At 71.2% G+C, this 16,429-nt stretch carries 15 protein-coding genes; 7 read left to right on the top strand and 8 right to left on the bottom strand.

The window, feature by feature from the left end; translation table 11 throughout:
• Positions 1–63: 63 nt before the first annotated feature.
• From ilvD to ACWFR3_RS32465, 7 genes are all read right to left on the bottom strand, one after another.
• Positions 64–1,710 (bottom strand): dihydroxy-acid dehydratase, encoded by a 1,647-nt coding sequence (ilvD, locus tag ACWFR3_RS32495; protein WP_453738249.1) that lies wholly within the window; start codon positions 1,708–1,710, stop codon positions 64–66.
• Between the two features lie 213 nt (positions 1,711–1,923).
• Complete coding sequence (locus tag ACWFR3_RS32490) at positions 1,924–2,772, bottom strand: fumarylacetoacetate hydrolase family protein (RefSeq protein WP_453738248.1); 849 nt, start codon at positions 2,770–2,772, stop codon at positions 1,924–1,926.
• A gap of 60 nt (positions 2,773–2,832) precedes the next feature.
• Positions 2,833–4,206: a family 4 glycosyl hydrolase gene (locus ACWFR3_RS32485; RefSeq protein ID WP_453738247.1), complete on the bottom strand. Its 1,374-nt coding sequence runs from the start codon at positions 4,204–4,206 to the stop codon at positions 2,833–2,835.
• A gap of 131 nt (positions 4,207–4,337) precedes the next feature.
• Positions 4,338–5,273 carry an N-acetylglucosamine kinase gene (locus ACWFR3_RS32480; protein ID WP_453738246.1) on the bottom strand — a complete coding sequence of 312 codons (936 nt, stop codon included), beginning with the start codon at positions 5,271–5,273 and terminating at the stop codon, positions 4,338–4,340.
• 71 nt (positions 5,274–5,344) lie between these two features.
• Positions 5,345–6,511, bottom strand: coding sequence for an SIS domain-containing protein (locus tag ACWFR3_RS32475; RefSeq protein ID WP_453738245.1), 1,167 nt, complete (start codon positions 6,509–6,511; stop codon positions 5,345–5,347).
• A 147-nt stretch (positions 6,512–6,658) separates the two neighbouring features.
• The gene (locus ACWFR3_RS32470; RefSeq protein WP_453738244.1) at positions 6,659–7,861 is read right to left on the bottom strand and encodes a saccharopine dehydrogenase family protein; all 1,203 of its coding nucleotides are present in this window, start codon (positions 7,859–7,861) and stop codon (positions 6,659–6,661) included.
• A 128-nt stretch (positions 7,862–7,989) separates the two neighbouring features.
• Positions 7,990–9,018, bottom strand: a complete 1,029-nt coding sequence (locus ACWFR3_RS32465; protein WP_453738243.1) for a hypothetical protein — start codon at positions 9,016–9,018, stop codon at positions 7,990–7,992.
• Positions 9,019–9,292: 274 nt separating this feature from the next.
• On the opposite strand from ACWFR3_RS32465, the gene ACWFR3_RS32460 reads away from it, so the two are divergent.
• Together ACWFR3_RS32460 and ACWFR3_RS32455 are read left to right on the top strand one after the other, a co-directional pair.
• Entirely contained in the window at positions 9,293–9,901 is a 609-nt protein-coding gene (locus tag ACWFR3_RS32460) for a hypothetical protein (protein ID WP_453738242.1), read from the top strand.
• Between the two features lie 167 nt (positions 9,902–10,068).
• A complete protein-coding gene (locus ACWFR3_RS32455) occupies positions 10,069–10,827 on the top strand; it encodes a DeoR/GlpR family DNA-binding transcription regulator (protein ID WP_453738241.1) in 759 nt (252 codons plus the stop codon).
• A gap of 53 nt (positions 10,828–10,880) precedes the next feature.
• On the opposite strand, the gene ACWFR3_RS32450 is transcribed toward ACWFR3_RS32455, so the two are convergent.
• Positions 10,881–11,207 carry a hypothetical protein gene (locus ACWFR3_RS32450; protein WP_453738240.1) on the bottom strand — a complete coding sequence of 109 codons (327 nt, stop codon included), beginning with the start codon at positions 11,205–11,207 and terminating at the stop codon, positions 10,881–10,883.
• 215 nt (positions 11,208–11,422) lie between these two features.
• Here ACWFR3_RS32450 and ACWFR3_RS32445 point away from each other — a divergent pair, with 215 nt between their 5' ends.
• Genes ACWFR3_RS32445 through ACWFR3_RS32425 form a run of 5 tightly spaced genes read left to right on the top strand, consistent with a single transcriptional unit; the run spans position 11,423 to position 16,421 of the window.
• Entirely contained in the window at positions 11,423–12,724 is a 1,302-nt protein-coding gene (locus ACWFR3_RS32445) for an ABC transporter substrate-binding protein (RefSeq protein ID WP_453738239.1), read from the top strand.
• 29 nt (positions 12,725–12,753) lie between these two features.
• Positions 12,754–13,707, top strand: a complete 954-nt coding sequence (locus ACWFR3_RS32440) for a carbohydrate ABC transporter permease (protein WP_453738238.1) — start codon at positions 12,754–12,756, stop codon at positions 13,705–13,707.
• Positions 13,708–13,757: 50 nt separating this feature from the next.
• Positions 13,758–14,639: a carbohydrate ABC transporter permease gene (locus tag ACWFR3_RS32435; RefSeq protein WP_453738237.1), complete on the top strand. Its 882-nt coding sequence runs from the start codon at positions 13,758–13,760 to the stop codon at positions 14,637–14,639.
• The gene (locus ACWFR3_RS32430; RefSeq protein WP_453738236.1) at positions 14,636–15,658 is read left to right on the top strand and encodes a D-2-hydroxyacid dehydrogenase; all 1,023 of its coding nucleotides are present in this window, start codon (positions 14,636–14,638) and stop codon (positions 15,656–15,658) included. Before ACWFR3_RS32435 ends, ACWFR3_RS32430 begins: the two co-directional genes overlap by 4 nt.
• Complete coding sequence (locus ACWFR3_RS32425; protein ID WP_453738235.1) at positions 15,648–16,421, top strand: DeoR/GlpR family DNA-binding transcription regulator; 774 nt, start codon at positions 15,648–15,650, stop codon at positions 16,419–16,421. The genes ACWFR3_RS32430 and ACWFR3_RS32425 overlap by 11 nt, the downstream gene beginning before the upstream one ends.
• Positions 16,422–16,429: the final 8 nt, after the last annotated feature.

Genomic DNA, 16,429 nt, shown 5'->3' with positions numbered 1-16,429 from the left:
CGCCCCGGGGGGGGCCCCCCCCCCCCCGGGGGGGCCCCCCCCCGGGGTGATGGCGGTATCGCCTCACACCGTGACCGCACCGTCCGATGCCGAGCCGACTATCGCCGCGTACTTGCTGAGGACGCCGCGCTCGAGGGGGCGGTCCGGGCGGGCCCAGCGTGCCCGGCGCTCGGCCAGTTCCGCGTCCGGGACGTCGAGATCGAGCGTGTTGCGCGCGGAGTCGACGACGACCGTGTCACCGTCCGCCACGAGCGCGATGGGACCGCCGTGCCACGCCTCCGGGGCGACGTGGCCGATCACCAGGCCGCGCGAGACACCGCTGAAGCGTCCGTCGGTGACCAGGGTGACCGAATCCCCGAGCCCTTGTCCCACCAGGGCGCCGGTGATCGACAGCATCTCCCGCATGCCCGGACCGCCGGCCGGACCCTCGTAGCGGACGATCACCACATCGCCCGCCACGATCCGGCCGCCCTGGATGGCCTCGAAGCACTCCTCCTCGGAGTCGAAGACCCGCGCCGGACCCTGGCGGACGAAGTCGGGGCGCCCGCCCAGCTTCAGCACGCAGCCGTCCGGAGCGAGCGAGCCGCGCAGAATCGCCAGCGCGCCCGGCGGTTTGACGGGGGACTTCACCTCCGTCACCACCGCCTGCCCCTCCGCGCCCACCGCGTCCGAGGCCACGTCCGCCGGTGAGCGCCCGTCGACCAGAGTCACCGAGTCGCGCAGCACGCCCGCCTCGAGGAGCCGCGCCGCCACCAGCGAAGTGCCGCCGGCCCGCCACAGATCGGCCGCCGTGTAAGGGCCGGACGGCTTGAGCGCGGTGATGATCGGCACCGCGCGGCACACCGTGCCGATCGTGTCGATGGCGAGGTCGATCCCGGCCTCGCGGGCGATGGCAAGCAGATGCAGGACCGCGTTGGTCGAGCCGCCCATCGCCGCCACGGAGACGATCGCGTTGTGGAAGGCGTCCTCCGTCAGGATCGCGGACGGCCGCAGGTCACGGGCGAGGACGTCGAGAGCGAGTTCGCCGACCTGCTCGGCCGCGGCCGTCTTCTCCGCGGCCGTGGCGGGAATGTCGCCCACGCCGAACGGAGCGAGACCCAGGAAGTCCGCGACGGTGCCCATCGTGTTCGCGGTGTACTGCGCCGCGCAGGTGCCCGCGCCCGGACAGGCGTGCTTGGCGAGGTCGTCCACGTCCTCCTGGCTGACCCGGCCGACCGACCGCTCGCCCAGGGCTTCCCACATGTCCTGGATGGTTACTTCGCGTCCGCGCCACGTGCCCGGCATCATGCTGCCGCTGTAGAGAAGCACGGAGGGGACGTCGAGGCGTGCCATGGCCATCATGGCGGCCGGCACAGTCTTGTCGCAGCCGACGATGCACACCATGGCGTCGAACTGATGGGCCCGCCCCATGAGTTCGATCGAGTCGGCGATGACCTCCCGGCTGACGAGCGAGGCCCGCATGCCGGGCGTGCCCATCGTCAGGTTGTCCGAGACGGCGATGGTGTTGAACTCCATGGGCGTGCCGCCCGCCCGGTGCACTCCCGTGGCCACATGGCGTGCCAGGTCGCGGTGCGTCAGGTTGCAGGGCATCGTCCCGGTCCAGGTCGAGGCGATGCCGACGGTGGGACGCCGCATCTCCTCCTCGCTCAGGCCCATCGCGTACAGGTGCGAGCGGGCCGGTGCGCGGTCCGGATCGTCGGCGATATTCATTGCGGCTCCTTCGGCGTTGAGGCGTAAGGGCGTAGAGGCTTTCGGGCGTGAGGGCGGGGGCGCGGCCTCCTCCTGCCGGAGGGTGGGGCGGAGGAGGCCGCCGGGGACGGCGGCAGGTTGTGCCGCCGTCAGTCTGTGACGTGGATCAGTCGGAGATGTGGATTAGCCGGGCACGCGTGTCAGGCGGTGACGTGGATCAGCGGCGTTGGTGTGTCAGGCGGTAACGTGGATCGGGTTGCGCAGCACGCCGAGGCCCTCGACCTCCACCTCCACGACGTCCCCGTCCCGCAGCCACAGCTGCGGGTCCCGGCCCATGCCGACGCCGTGCGGGGTGCCCGTGGCGATGACGTCGCCGGGGTACAGCGTCATGTAGCGGGACAGGTAGGCGATGGTCTCGGCAACCCCGAAGATCATCTCCTTGGTCGAACTGTCCTGCACCGTCCGGCCGTTGACGCGGGCGGCGATCACGAGGCTCTGGGGGTCCGGCACGTCGGAGGCGGTGGCGATCCAGGGGCCGAGCGGGCAGAAGCCGTCGAAGTTCTTGCCCCGGAACCACTGTCCGTCGGAGAACTGCGCGTCACGGGCGGAGACGTCGTTGGCCACGGTGTAGCCGAAGACGTACGACGCGGCGTCCTCGACGCTCACGTCACGCGCCGTGCGGCCGATGACCACGGCCAGCTCCGCCTCCCAGTCCAGCTGCTCGGTGGTGCCGTGCGGCACGCGGACGGTGGCGGTGGGGCCGGTCAGGCAGTGCGCGGTCTTGACGAAGGCCAGCGGGACCTCCGGGGTCTTGAGGCCGGTCTCGCGGATGTGGTCGGCGTAGTTGAGGCCGATGCAGATGATCTTCTGCGGGGCGGCGAGCGGGCTGAGCAGTTCGACGTCGGCGAGCGGCACCCCCGGCACGTCGGCACCGAGCACCTCCCGGGCCGTCCCGTCCGCGATCAGGTCGCGCACGGCGTCGGACATGTGCCGCTGTTCCTCCGCGACGACGGGAAACACGGTGTCGCCTTCCACCCGGGCCGCCAGGACCCGGCCCTCGTACCGTACGCGGGCAATCTTCATCGTCTCTCCAGGCTCGTCGGCGTGCTGCTGGGTCAGAAGAAAGAGTTGGGAACAAGCGGGTCAGGAGAATCGCGGCAGGAAACGGCTCTGGGCCCGCAGCAGGTCGTCCGCCAGGGCGGCGGCCGCGTCCCGGTCGGTGACCGCGCCGTCGGCGATGACGGCCTCGACCACCATGTCGCGGCTCCCTGTCATCGCGGCCTCGACCGCCAGGTCCACCGGCGCGAGGCGCCGCGCCAGGATCGCGGTCAGCGGGGCGGACAGATCGGGAACCCGCAGCTGACGCAGCCCCCGCGCCGTGGCCACGGCCGGGATCTCCAGGGCCGCCCCGTCCGGCAGGCCCGGCACGCTGCCCCGGTTGGGTACGTTCACCGAGAACATCTCCCGCCGGTCGAACGTGATCGACCGGATGATCGCCAGGAGCTGTTCCTGTTCTCCGGTGGAGCGGTCGAACGCGGACTCGTCGAGCGGGGTGTCCCCTTCTGCCTGGGTGCGCATCGACTGATAGCGCTCATCGCCCCAGGCGAGGATCTCGGGTACGGAGAAGGCATCGACGCCGAGCTTCTTGCCGTAGTAGTCGCCGCCCGCCCAGCGCTCGGGGAAGAACTCCACGACGTGCCGGTCGTTGGCGGCCGGGTAGGCGCCGTAGGTGCGGAAGAACTCCCAGGAGAACGGGTTGTGCCACGCCTTGCCGTTTTCCCAGATCGCCCCGATGTCGGCCGGGTCGGCGGGCTCGGCGAGTTCACGCTCCATCCGCGCGCGCACCACCGGCCAGGCGTCCTGGCCGTTGTGGCGGAAGTCGTAGATGAACGTGAGGTGGTTGATGCCCGCGTACAGCGTCGAGGTCTCCTCGAACGGCAGCCCGGCGAAGGCCGCGAGCTCCCGCTGCACGTGGTGCATTCCGTGGCACAGGCCGATGACCTCGGCGCCCGTGTAGCGCGTCATGGCCTGGATGTTGGCCGTCATCGGGTTGCTGTAGTTGAAGAAGTAGGCGTCCGGGGCGAGTTCGACGATGTCGCGTGCGATGTCGACCATGACGGGTGTGGTGCGCAGCAGCCGGGAGATGCCGCCGGGCAGCACGGAGTCGCCGACCGGCTGGAAGACGCCGTGCCGCTGGCAGATCTCGTGGTCCTCCTGCCATGCGGGCCGGCCGCCGACACCCACGCAGGTCACGACGTAGTCGGCACCGGGCAGTTCGCTGCGCCGGTCGGTGGAGGAGCGTACGGTGATGCGCTTCCCGGCGCCGCGTGCCTCGACCATGCGCTCGGCGAGGCGGGTGGTGACCGAGAGCGCATCGGGATTGACGTCGACGAGCCGGATCTCCCAGGAGCCGAGGTCGTCCGCGCCGATCAGGTCGGCGAGCAGGCCGCGGGTGAAGACGGCGCTGCCGGCGCCGATGAGCACGAGGGAGCGGCGGTCGGGGGTGCTGGCTGGCACGAGAGGGTCCTTTCGGGTGCGTCCGGCGGCCGCCTGTCCCACGCGGGAGGACGGGGAGAGCGGCGGAGCCGATGAAGTGTGAGCGGCGGGCGCTCAGTTGGTGTGCGGAGGGCAGCCCCGGAGCGGATCGCTCAGCGGGGGAGCGGCTCACCGGCGAGGCGGGCGGCGAGCAGCGCCGCGCCGAGGACGGGAGTGGTGAGGGGAGGACGGACGGCGTACGGCTCGGGGAAGGAGGCGAGGGCGCCGGTGAACGCCTCACGCACGCGCGGCACGGTGAACACCCCGCCCGACCAGGAGACGGGGACCTCCTCATCGGGCGCGGCAGCCAGTGCGCGCCGGGCGGCGCGGGCGAGTTCGGCCAGTTCTTCGCCGGCCCGGGTGAGGATGCGCGCACATTGTTCGTCGCCCTCGGCCGCGGCCTCGGAGACGTGGCGGCTGACCGCGGCGACGGCGGTGCGGTCCGGGCGGCCCAGGAGCATGACGTCGACCAGGTCCAGGTCGCTGTCGAGTCCGAGACGGCGCCGCAGCACCGCGTGCAGCGGACCGGGCGGCATCCGGCCGTCGCTCATGCGCGTGAAGAGGTTCAGCGCCCGGACCGCGATCCAGTACGCCGATCCCTCGTCGCCGAAGAGCTCTCCCCAGCCGCCGGTGCGCGCTTCCCGTCCGCGCAGGACGCCGTACGCCATCGAACCCGTACCGCTGATCACGTTGATGCCGTCCGCAAGGCCGAGCGATCCGGCCCAGCCGCACACCATGTCGTTGCCCACCGCATACCGCCCGTGCCCGAGGACTTCGGCGGGCAGCGCGTCCAGCGCCTCGGTCAGGGACGGGGACTCGCCGTGGCCGGGCAGGCCGAGGAAGGCGTGCTTCAGGCGCGTGGGGTCGGTGCCCGCCTGCCGGCAGACCTCCGTGATGCCCTCGCGCAGCACCGTGCGCGCGGTCCGCATGCCGTGTTCCCCGAGCGCGGGTGCGGTGGACGGGCCGCCGGCCGTGCCGAGCACGGTTCCGGCGGCGTCCACGACCGCGAAGGCCGTCTTCGTCCCGCCGCCGTCGACTCCGAGGTACATGGCGTCATCTCCTTGCGGTAGGTGCGGCGGGATTCGTCGGGTCCGGCGTCCTGCGGTGGGCTGGGGTGGGCTCAGCGCGCGGGCAGGGGGTGGATGGTGACGCCCTGGACGACCCGGTTGACCTCTCCGTCCGGGAAGGGATTGTCGGGCGTCATCCCGCAGGCCAGGGAGGCGGCCAGTGCGACGAGCTGGGCGCACAGCACGGCGGGCAGCGCCAGGGTGGCGTCGTCGGCGTCGGCCATGCCGTCAAGGAGCCAGGTGTGTTCGGCCGGGAGACCGTCGGGACGGGCGGCGACGGCCACCACCTGCCCCGCGGGCAGGCCGGCGCTCAGCTCCCGGAAGATGTCCAGGTCGTACTGGCGCGTGTAGGGGTCGTTCGACACGTAGACGACGGCCGCCGTCTTCTGGGTCAGGAACGCCTTGGGACCGTGCCGGAAGCCCAGTGAGGAGTCCGAGAGCGCGGTCACCGCGCCTCCGGTCAGTTCGAGCAGCTTGAGCGCGGACTCGCTGGCGAGCGCCTGCAGCGCGCCGCTGCCCAGGTAGACGAAACGGTCCGGGGCGCGGTCGGTCAGTGCGGCGATCTTGTCGGGCACATCGCCGGACAGCAGGGCCGCAGCCGCGTCGGCGCAGTCGTCAACGCCCTGGATACGGTCGCCGCCCAGCGAGTACAGCGCCCCGAGGAGCATGCACGTCAGGCTGGAGGTCATCGCGAAGCCCTGGTCCTCCGCCTCGGGCGGCGTCAGGAGGACGTAGGAGTCGGCACGGTCGCGATGCCGGGTGGCCAGGGAGCCTTGCTCATTGCAGGTGATGAGGAGGTGGGCGCAGTTGCCGAGGAGCTGGTCGGCGATCTCGGTCGCGGCGATGCTCTCGGGGCTGTTGCCGGAGCGCGCGAAGGACACCAGCAGGGTCGGCCGGTCAGGCTCCTCGAAGCACGCGGAGGGGGTGGCGGTGATGTCCGTCGTGGCGACGGCCTCGACCGTGCGGCCCGTTGCCCGGGCCAGCGCCGAGCGCACGATCTGCCCGGCGTAAGCGGAGGTGCCCGCGCCCGTGAGGACGATCCGCAGCCGGTCCTCGGCCAGGAGAGGGGCCAGGAACGCGTCGAGGGCGGAGCGCTCCTGCGCCACGCGGGAGGCCATCTCGGCCCACAGGCGCGGCTGCTGGCGGATCTCGCGGTGCGTGTGGGCGGCGCCTTGCGGCAGGTCAGGACTGTCGGTGGTCTCGGGGACGGCGGTCTTCACGCAAACTCCTTCGAGCAGAGGTGATATGGCGCGGATCGTTGTTGGTTCCGGGCCGCATGGAGGGTGGGGACGGGGGTGGAGCGGGGGTCATCAGGGCGTCGGTGTCGAGCGGCTGTCGAGCGGCCGGAGCAGTGCACTCCTACCTGACTACTGCTCACGTATGCCCCACGGGGCGCCGTACTCCTCGAGCAGCCCGAGGAAAGGCTCGGCGGGCAGCGCTTCGGGGCCCAGGACGCCGCTGCCCTTCCACTGCCCGCCCGACAGGAGTTCGAGGGCGACCACCGGGTTGAGGGCGGTCTGCCAGACCACCGCCTGGGAGCCGTACTCCGCCATCGACCACTCGTTGTCGACCACGTGGTACAGGTACACCTCGCGGGGAGCGCCGTCCCGGACGCCCTTCACCCAGGTCCCGGCGCAGGTCTTGCCGCGCATGCGGTCTCCGAGTCCCGCCGGGTCCGGCAGGCAGGCGGCGACCACGTCACGCGGGGAGACCTCCACGTCGCCGACGCGCACCTTCTCGGTGCGGTCGAGGCCCAGCTTGTGCAGTGTGCGCAGGACGTCGATGAACTCCTGCCCGAGCCCGTACTTGAAGGTCACGCGGCGGGCGTCCACCCAGCGCGGGATGAGCAGGACCTCTTCGTGCTCGACGTTGACGCATTCGACCTCGCCGATTCCCTCGGGGAAGTCGAAGACCTCCGGCTCGGAGAACGGCTCGGTGGTGAACCAGCCGCGGTCCTTCTCCCACACCACCGGCGGGTTGAGGCATTCCTCGATCGTCGTCCAGATGGAGAACGACGGGGCGAACTCGTGGCCCTCGACGGTCAGATTGGCGCCGTCGCGTACGCCGATCTCCTCGATGCTGTCGAAGAGGTGGTCGGCGGCGTAGCGGGCGAACACGTCGGAGAGGCCGGGCTCGACGCCCATGCCCACCAGGGCGAGACGGTCCGCGCCTTCCCATTCGGAGGCCAGGGCGAACTGCTCGTCGCCGAGCATGACGCCGGTCCGGGAGTAGGGGTGGTCGGGGTGGGGGCGGGAGAGGGACATCGCCATGTCGAGGTAGTGGGCGCGACCGGCCAGCGCCGCACGGAACAGCGGCATGACGAACCGGGGGTCCGTCGCGTTCAGGAGCACGTCACAGCGGTGCTCGCGCAGCAGTCCGGCGACGGCCTCCTCGTCGGACGCGTCGATGCGGGCGGCGACGAAGCGGGCGTCCTCGGTGGCCTCGCTGGCCTGCACGGCGCGGTCGAGGACGTAATCGGCGATCACGCAGTGCTCGAAGAAGTCGCGCCGGGCGGCGATCCTGGCGGCGGCCGTACCCACGCCTCCGGCGCCGACTATGAGAATGCGCATGGTGGTTCCTCGGTCTCTTTCCTGAAAGCGATGACGAGAAGCGATGGCGAGTAGTGGTGGCGAGGGGCGATGGCGAGTAGTGCTGGCGTGCTGGTCGTGTCCGGATGGGCTTGAGGGCAGCTTGGCGGTCAGCCCCGGTGAACGGAATGCGGGCCGTCTCCCGGCGCGGGCGTCAGCCTGCTGATGAGTTCGGTGGCGGTCACGGCGTCCTCGCGTCCGGTGTCGCGTAGATGCCACAGGTGCCCGCCGCGGCGTACGACGAGGTCGGTGCTGCCCGGCTCGTGGGAGAGGGAGGTGGCCGCGAGGGCGGTCACCTCGCCGGATCCCGGAAGCGACAGGCGGCGTGTCCGGCCGGGGGATCCCGGCGCGAGGACGTCCAGCCACGGGCCCTCGGACCACAGGTACAGCCGCGTGCCGTCGGCGGCGGCCGCGGCGGCGACAAGTGTCCCTGCCGGGAGCGGATGCGTCTCGCCGGTGGGGGAGAGGCAGATGCCTTCGCGGTCTCCCACCAGCACGACCGCGGGGCGCTCTGTGTCTGCGCCCGTGCCCGGCCCCGCGCCTGCGCTATCTGTATCTGTGTCTGCGACGAGGGTCATCGCGGTCCACCGGTCGTCGGTGGGCAGCTGGTGCGCGGTGGTCTCGTCGGCCCAGGTGAGGCGGGGGTAGGCGGTGGTGTCCGCGCGGAGGAGACGGGGTTCGCCGTCCTTGGTCAGGACGCCGGTCCACGGGGATCCGTTGGCGGTCTCCGCCGTGTCGGCGGTGCGGGCGGGTCCTGTCGGCGGCGGCTGTTCCGCCGTGAATGCCGCCTCGGGGCTCCAGCGCAGGCGGTGCGTCGTGTCGCCGGAGCGGGCGAGGAGTTCGAGGTGGTGCGGACCGTGGCGGCTCTGCACCACGCCGACCTCGTCGTACCGCCGGCCGGTCGCGAAGCGCAGGGCGCCGCTCCACTCGCCCGGCGGCGGGCCGCCCGGCTCGGGGGAGGTGTCCTGCGGGTCGCTGTTGAACCACAGCACCCACAGTCCGTCCCGGTCGTCGCAGAGCACGAGTTCGATGTTGCCGCGGACGCCGTAGCGCCCCTGCGCAAGACCTATGCCGCCCCGTGAGACGGGTGGCGGTGCGGTGCGCAGGGACCGGGGAGAGGAAGGAGCGGGAACAGCCATGGGACAGACACCTCGCGGGCCGGGCTACGAGTACGTCGGCGCTGCTCCAGGCCGTCGGCCGGCAGCGCCACAACGGCACCCTATTCACTCTCATTAACAAGCGTCAATGAGCAGAAACGAGCAACAGTGAGCGATGATGGCTTTCCGTCGCCCCGGAGAGCACCCCGGCGACCGCCCCCGAGGCCCTCCCGGAAACCGATCCGGAAACCGATCCGGAAACCGATCCGGCCGACCCGCACGCCGAGCCGACACCGAACGAAAGAGGCCGAAACGAATGACCGAACAGCCCCTGCCCACACGCGATGCCCGCGCGTCAGCGGCCGGACGTGTGCTGGTCGTTGGCGCCACCCGCATTCTGCGCCCCGCCGTCACCGCGCTGACCGGCCGGGCCGTGTCCGTGACCGCCGTCGCCCGCTCGGCGGCCGACCTGCATGAACTCGCCGACGAGGCGCCGGGCCGCATCACCCCGCTCGCCGCGGACGTCACGGCGGACGCCTTCCGCGCGAACCTGCGCGCCGCCTCCCGGCGCGCACCACTGACCGGCGCCCTGGTCTACGCCCCCGCCGTGCCGCCGGGAAAGCTGGCCGACCTCATCCGGCCCGTCGTCGCAGGTCCGCTCGTCCTCGTCGTCACGAGCAAGTGGGCCGCGCCGAGCCTGCCCGGCACCGATTCCGAGGCGTGGACGCCCAACGACCTTCCTGCCGCCGCCCGTTCGGGGGCGGCGGCCAGGCTGCTCGTCCTTGGCTGGCACGGGGAAGGGCACGTGGCGCGCTGGCACACGCGGCAGGAGATCTCCGCCGCCGCCCTCGCCCTGCTGGACGCCCCGGTCGGCCGGGACACCGTGCTCGGGACGCTCCGGCCGTGGGCGGGGCGGCCCGCGTGAGCGTCCGTACGGCCTCCGCCGCAGGCCCGGGGAGTCAACTTCTGGCAAGGATGAGCATCCCCAGTAAGCTTCCAGTGCGGCAGGCGGACCCCCGCCGCCGCAGATGTCACGGGGGCGAGACCGAGCCGGTCGTCGCGTCCACGCCGAGGAGAAGAGAGACCAGGGCCATGCTGGGCGCCGAGCGAAGGAAGAGGCTGCTTCACGCGGTGCGCGCGGAAGGCGTCGCCCATGTGGGCACGCTCGCCGAGCGGCTCGACGTCAGCCCTTCGACCATCCGTAGGGACCTGTCCGCGCTGCAGGCCCAGGGCCTGCTCAACCGCACCCACGGCGGGGCGATGGCCGAGGCGGTCCAGGCAGAGGAGCCCGACCGGCCGCAGCGCAGCGGGGTCGCATCCTGGGAGAAGAGCAAGCTGGCGAGCGCCGCGGTGGAGCACATCGCGCCCGGCGCCACGATCCTCATCACGGGCGGCACGACCACGGCCGCGATGGTGCCGCTGCTCGACGGCATCGAGCGGCTGACGGTGGTCACCAACTCGCTGCATCTGGCCGGTGACCTGGCCCAGTTCGAGGAGATCAGCACCGTCGTGCTCGGCGGCTACCTGCGCCATCGCGAGATGTCCCTGCTGGGCCACCTGACGCGCCAGGCACTGGAGGAACTGCAGGTGGACGAGGCATTCGTGGGCGCCTACGGCATCACGGCCGCCGGGATCAGCGGCGCGCACGTGGACGAGGCGGAGACCGACCGCTGGCTGCTCTCGCGGGTAGGGCGGATCACGGCCCTGGTCGACGGCTCGAAGTTCGGCCGCTCGGGCCCGGTGCGGATCGCGCCCGCCGGCCAGCTGGACCGGGTCATCACCGACGGCTCGGCGCCCGAGGACGAGCTGGGGGCGCTGCGCGCCGCCGGGGTGGACGTCGTACAGGTCTGAGCCGACTCAAAACCAACTCGGCGCCGACATCGTGCAGGTCCGAGCAGAGCCGGTCACGCTCCCTCCGGCGGCAGTCCCGCCCATTCGACCCAGACCTCCTCGCGCGGGACGCCCCATCCCTCGGCCAGTGCCCCGGCCGCCGCGTCCAGGGCCCGGTGCCTCGCCTGGCTGCCCCGGTCGGAGCCGTGCACGACCGCCAGCGGCCAGGCCGTCACGATCCCGTGGCCCGTGCTGGTCAGGGCGGCCTCGCCGAGCACCGCTACCACCCCGGAGGGCGGCAGGCCGAGGGCCGCTGCGACCTGGGCGCACAGCTGCTTGAGCCGTGCCGCGTCGCGTTCGTGGTCGGCGTCCTTCGGGGCGGTCACCTGGATCACGGGCATAGGTGTGCTCCTTCTCGATGGCGGGGGGGGAGAGAGGGAAGGGGAGGGCGGTTGCCGGGCCGAGGCTAAGCGCGCCCCCTGAGCCGGTCAAGAAAAAGTGAGCAATAAAAATCAAGGCTTGCTTGTTATTGACTGAGCTTGGTCGTGGCGACTAAAAAGCAGTCATCAAGGCCCATGCGGCCGAATCTCCCCCTTGACGACGGAGGTTGTGCACCATGGCTGTCGCCAGACGAGCGCTCCTTGGCGCCGCCGTGGCCGGCGCCGGCGCGGTCGGCTTCGCCCGGCGGTCCGGTTTCTCGCCCTCCAGTACGGGCTCGGCAGGAGCGGACACGCTCACCTTCTCGCTGTGGGGCGCCGACGCCGAGATCGCGGCCTTCCAGGCCCTGGCCCGCGCGTACGAACGGCGCCACAAAGGCATCCGGGTACAGATCCGGATGGAGTCCTACCAGCAGATGTACACCAACATGGACGCGCTGCTCGCCGGCGGCCGGGCCCCCGACCTGTTCCGCTGCGACTACGCGAACCTGGGGATGTACAGCGCCAGCGGCCAGCTCCTCGACCTCAGCCCCTACTTCGGGGAGCAGGACCGCAAGGCCTTCCTGCCCGCACTGTGGGAGGCCGTCTGCCACGAGGGCAAGCCGTACGCCGTCCCCCACCACACCGACACGACCGCGGTCCTGTACCGCAAGGACATGTTCCGCACCGCGGGCATCACCTCGGTGCCCGCCTCGCTGGACGAGGCCTGGTCCTGGGACGAGTTCACCGAGATATGCGCACGACTGAGCAAGAAGCTGCACGACGTCTACCCCTTCGTCTACGGCTGGCAGCAGACCGGCGCGTTCCGCTGGCTGACGTGGCTGTGGCAGGCCGGCGGACGACTCCTCGACGAGAGCCGCACGGCCCCGGCGATCGAGTCCGCGGCCGGACTGCGCGCCCTGCGCTTCACGCAGGACTTCTTCCGGCAGGGCTTCGTCCCGCCCAACAGCTCGATCAAGAGCGCCGCGTTCCCCGACGCCCTGTTCACCGCGGGCACCGTCGCCATGAGCTTCGCCGGTGACTTCCTGCTGCCGACCATCGATCCGGCGCTGAAGAAGGAGCTGTACGGCGTCACCTTCCAGCCGCGCGGACGCCAGGCGGCCACCGACCTCGGCGGCAACGCCGTGGTCGCCACCCGCGACACCGAGAACCCCGAACTCGCCGCGGACTTCCTCAGGTTCCTCGCCAACGAAGAGAACATGGCCCGCTTCTGCGAGCAGTGCGTCGTACTGCCCACCCGCAAGTCCCTGCTCGACAAGCCCCTCGACTACGCGGTGCGCCCCGACCTCATGCCCGTGTACGCGGAGCAGGCCAGGGCGCTGACCCCGGCCATGACCGAACAGGTCGCCGTGCCCGGCTTCGGCCGCATCAACTCCGCGCTGCAGGACGAACTGGAAGCCGCCTTCGTCAACCGGCAGCCCGCCGAAGTGACCCTGCGCAACATCGCCGCATCCACCCGCACCGCGCTGGCCTCCGCGTAAGGCCCTCCCTACCGCACCCAGGAGTTGCCATGGCCACCATCGCCTCGTCGCCGCGCGACGTGCGCCCGCCCGCACCCGCGCCCGCGGCGCCCTCCGCGCGAAAACGCAGAGCCGCGCGCTTCCGCGAGACGCTCGCCGCCTACTGCACGCTCGGGCCCAACCTCATCCTCGTCACGGTCTTCCTGCTGGTCCCGCTGGTCATGGCCCTGGTGCTGAGCTTCCAGTACAGCACCGGCCTCGCGTCTCCCACCTGGGCCGGACTTGCCAACTACCGCCAGCTGGCCGGTGATCCGGTGTTCTGGCGCACGGTGTTGAACACCGCCGTCTTCTGCGTGGCGACCGTGCCGGTGGAGATGGCGATCGGGCTCGGCGTCGCGCTGCTCTTCAACAAGGTGATGCCCGCACGCCCTCTGTGGCGCACCCTCGTCTACCTGCCCATGGTCATCTCCGGCGTGGCCACCGCCCTCATCGGCACCCTGATGTTCGACCAGAACATCGGCCTGTTGAACAAACTGCTCGCCACGCTCGGCCTGCCCGCCGCCCCCTGGCAGACCAGCGGAAGCGCCGCCATGGTCTCCGTCGTGCTGATCACGCTGTGGATGCGGGTCGGCTTCAACATGGTCATCTACCTGGCCGGCCTGCAGGGCATCTCGCCCGAGATGTACGAGGCGGCCGAGGTGGAGGGCGCGGGGCCCTGGCAGCGCCTGCGCAACATTACTGTCCCGCTCCTCGGACCCTCGACGTTCTTCCTGCTCATCATGAACGTCATCTACTCGTTCCAGGTCTTCGACACCGTCTACGTGATGACCCTCGGCGGGCCGGGACACGCCACCGACGTCATGATCACCTACGCCTACCGCAACGGCTTCGAAGGACGCCAGCAGGGATATGCGGCCGCCATCGGCATCGTCCTGTACGTCATCGTCATGATCTTCACGGCGCTGCAGTGGCGCTTCAGCCGCAACAGGGACACGGTCGGCTGACCTCGCACCCCGCCGTATCCCTCTCCTCCCGCCTGCCCAGAAGGACACCGATGTCCGTCACCTCCCCAGCCAGAGTCCCCGCATCCAAGGCCCGGCCCTCCGCAGCCACGCGCCCGGGACGCCGCGACCGCCACCGCCCGCTGCGCGTGGCCGCAGCGGTGATCATCGGCCTGGCCATGGCCCTGCCCCTGTTCTGGATGATCCTGGTCGCCTTCTCGCCCATCGCGGACCTGCACACCTCGCAGCTGCGCTTCTGGCCCAGCGCACCGACCCTGGACAACTTCCGCCGCGTGTTCCGGCTTCCGGTGGGCACCTGGGCGATGAACTCGACCGTGATCACCTGCCTGGTCGTCCTCATCACCGTCTCCTGCAACCTGCTGGCCGGCTACGCCTTCGCCAAGATGCGCTTCCGCGGCCGCAACCTGCTCTTCCTGCTGCTGCTCAGCACGATGACCGTGCCCGTACAGGTCTTGATGGTGCCGCAGTTCAAACTCGTCAGCGCCCTGGGCATGTTCGGCAGCTTCTGGGCCGTGATCGTGCCCGCGGCCTCCACCGCCTTCGGGGTCTTCCTCGCCCGGCAGTTCATGCTCGGCATCCCCGACGAGGTCATCGAGGCCGCCCGCATGGACGGTGCCGGACAGCTGCGCACCTTCTTCACCGTCGTCCTGCCGCTGTGCAAGCCGCTCATCGCGGTGCTCTCCCTGCTGACGTTCCTCTACCAGTGGAACGACTTCGCCTGGCCCCTGACCGTCCTCAAGGACGAGCGGCTGTACACCCTCGCCGTCGGCATGCAGTTCGTCAACGGCCAGTACACCGCCGACTACGGCGCCATCATGGCGCTCGCTCTCATCTCCGTACTGCCCATGGTCGTTCTCTTCCTCTGCTTCCAGAAGTACTTCGTCCAGGGCTTCGCACGATCGGGAATCAAGTGACCTCTTCGTCCCCCGTCCACTACCTGAGCACCCTCTCCTTCCCCGACTGGTGGCTCGACGAGCTGCGCGCACGCCACCCGCGGCTCACCGTCACCCAGGTCCCCGCCGTCTCCCCGGCGGACATACCCGACGAGGTGTGGCGCCGGACGCAGATCCTGCACACCGGCGCCGTCTTCCCGGCCACCCCCGCCACGGCACCGGACCTGCGCTGGATCCAGCTGGACACCTCCGGCGCGGACCACCTGAAGGACACCGGCGTGTGGGACCTTCCGGTGCCGCTCACCTCCATCGGCGGCATCTCGCCCGTCCCCATGGCCGAGTACGTGATGATGATGCTGCTCGGCCTCGCGCACCGGCTGCCCCGCGCCGTCGAGGTGCAGCACAGCGGCAAGTGGCCGTCGCCGGGCGAACGCTGGAACACCCTCATGCCGCGCCGGCTGCGCGGCGCCACCGTCGGCGTCGTCGGCTACGGCCGCATCGGGCGCGAGATAGGCCGCCTCGCCGGCCAGTTCGGCATGACCGTGCTCGGCCTCAAGCGCGGCCGCGCCACCCGGTCCGGCGAGTTCTTCGGAACGCCCGCCGCGGACGCGGCCGACGAGACCGAGCTCTACACCCCGGACGAACTGCACGCTTTCCTGGGCCGCTGCGACTACCTCGTGGTCACCTGCCCGCTGACCGACGAGACGCGCAACATGATCGACGCCGCGGCCCTCGACGCACTCAAGGACGGCGCGATGGTCGTCAACGTCTCCCGCGGCGGCATCGTCGACGAACACGCCCTGCGCGCCGGGCTGCGCTCGGGCCGCATCGCGGGAGCCGCCCTGGACGTCTTCGACGAGGAACCCCTGCCCGCCGACCACCACTGGTGGAACGAGCCCGGAGTCATCCTCACGCCGCACGTCGCCGGGTTCGCACCGGACTACGAGCAGCAGACCCTCGAACTCGTCAGCTCGAACGTGGAGCGCTTCCTCGCGGACCGCGAACTGATCAACCTGGTGGACCGGTCCCGTGGCTACTGACTACCTGCTCGCCCCCCAGCGCCGGCACGCCGTGCTGACCCGGCTGCGCCGCCGAGGCACGGTCAACGTCCAGGAACTCTCCGACCTGCTGCGCATCAGCGCCTCCACGGTCCGCCGCGACCTGCGCGACCTCGAACTCCAGGGCATGCTGCGCCGCGTGCACGGCGGCGCCACCACGGTGGACGGCGCCTTCGAGCCGGACCAGCCGCAGCGCGCATCGACCCGGCTGGAGGAGAAGGGCCGGATCGCCGAGGCCGCCCTGCGGCTGATCCCCGACCACAGCACCGTGCTCATCAGCGGCGGCACCACGACCGAAGCCCTCGCCGCCCGCCTTGGCGAGCGCCGCGGTCTCACCGTGGTGACCAACGCCCTGCCGATCGCCCAGGTCCTGTCGGCCACCTCGTCCGTCGACGTCATCGTCCTCGGCGGCGTCCTGCGCCACCGCGAGCAGTCCCTCCTGGGCCACTTGACCGAGCGCGCGCTGCACGAACTCCAGATCGGCCAGATCGTCACCAGCGCCTTCGGACTCGACACGGAGGCGGGGCTCACCGGAGCCCACGTCGACGAGGCCCAGACGGACCGCGCCCTGCTCGCGGCGGCCCGCAGCATCACCGTCCTGGCCGACCGGTCCAAGCTCGGACGCCGCGGACCGGTGCGCCTCACACCGCTGGAGCGCGTGGCCACCCTGGTCACCGACGCCGGACCCGAACACCCCGTGTGCCGCGCCGTCGAGGGCCGCGGCAGCACGGTCGTGAGCGCCTAGCACAGCAC

The organism is Streptomyces sp. NPDC055189, assembly GCF_053606765.1.
Note: the sequence above shows the minus strand (reverse complement) of the source record. Positions and strands in the feature narration are given on the sequence as shown.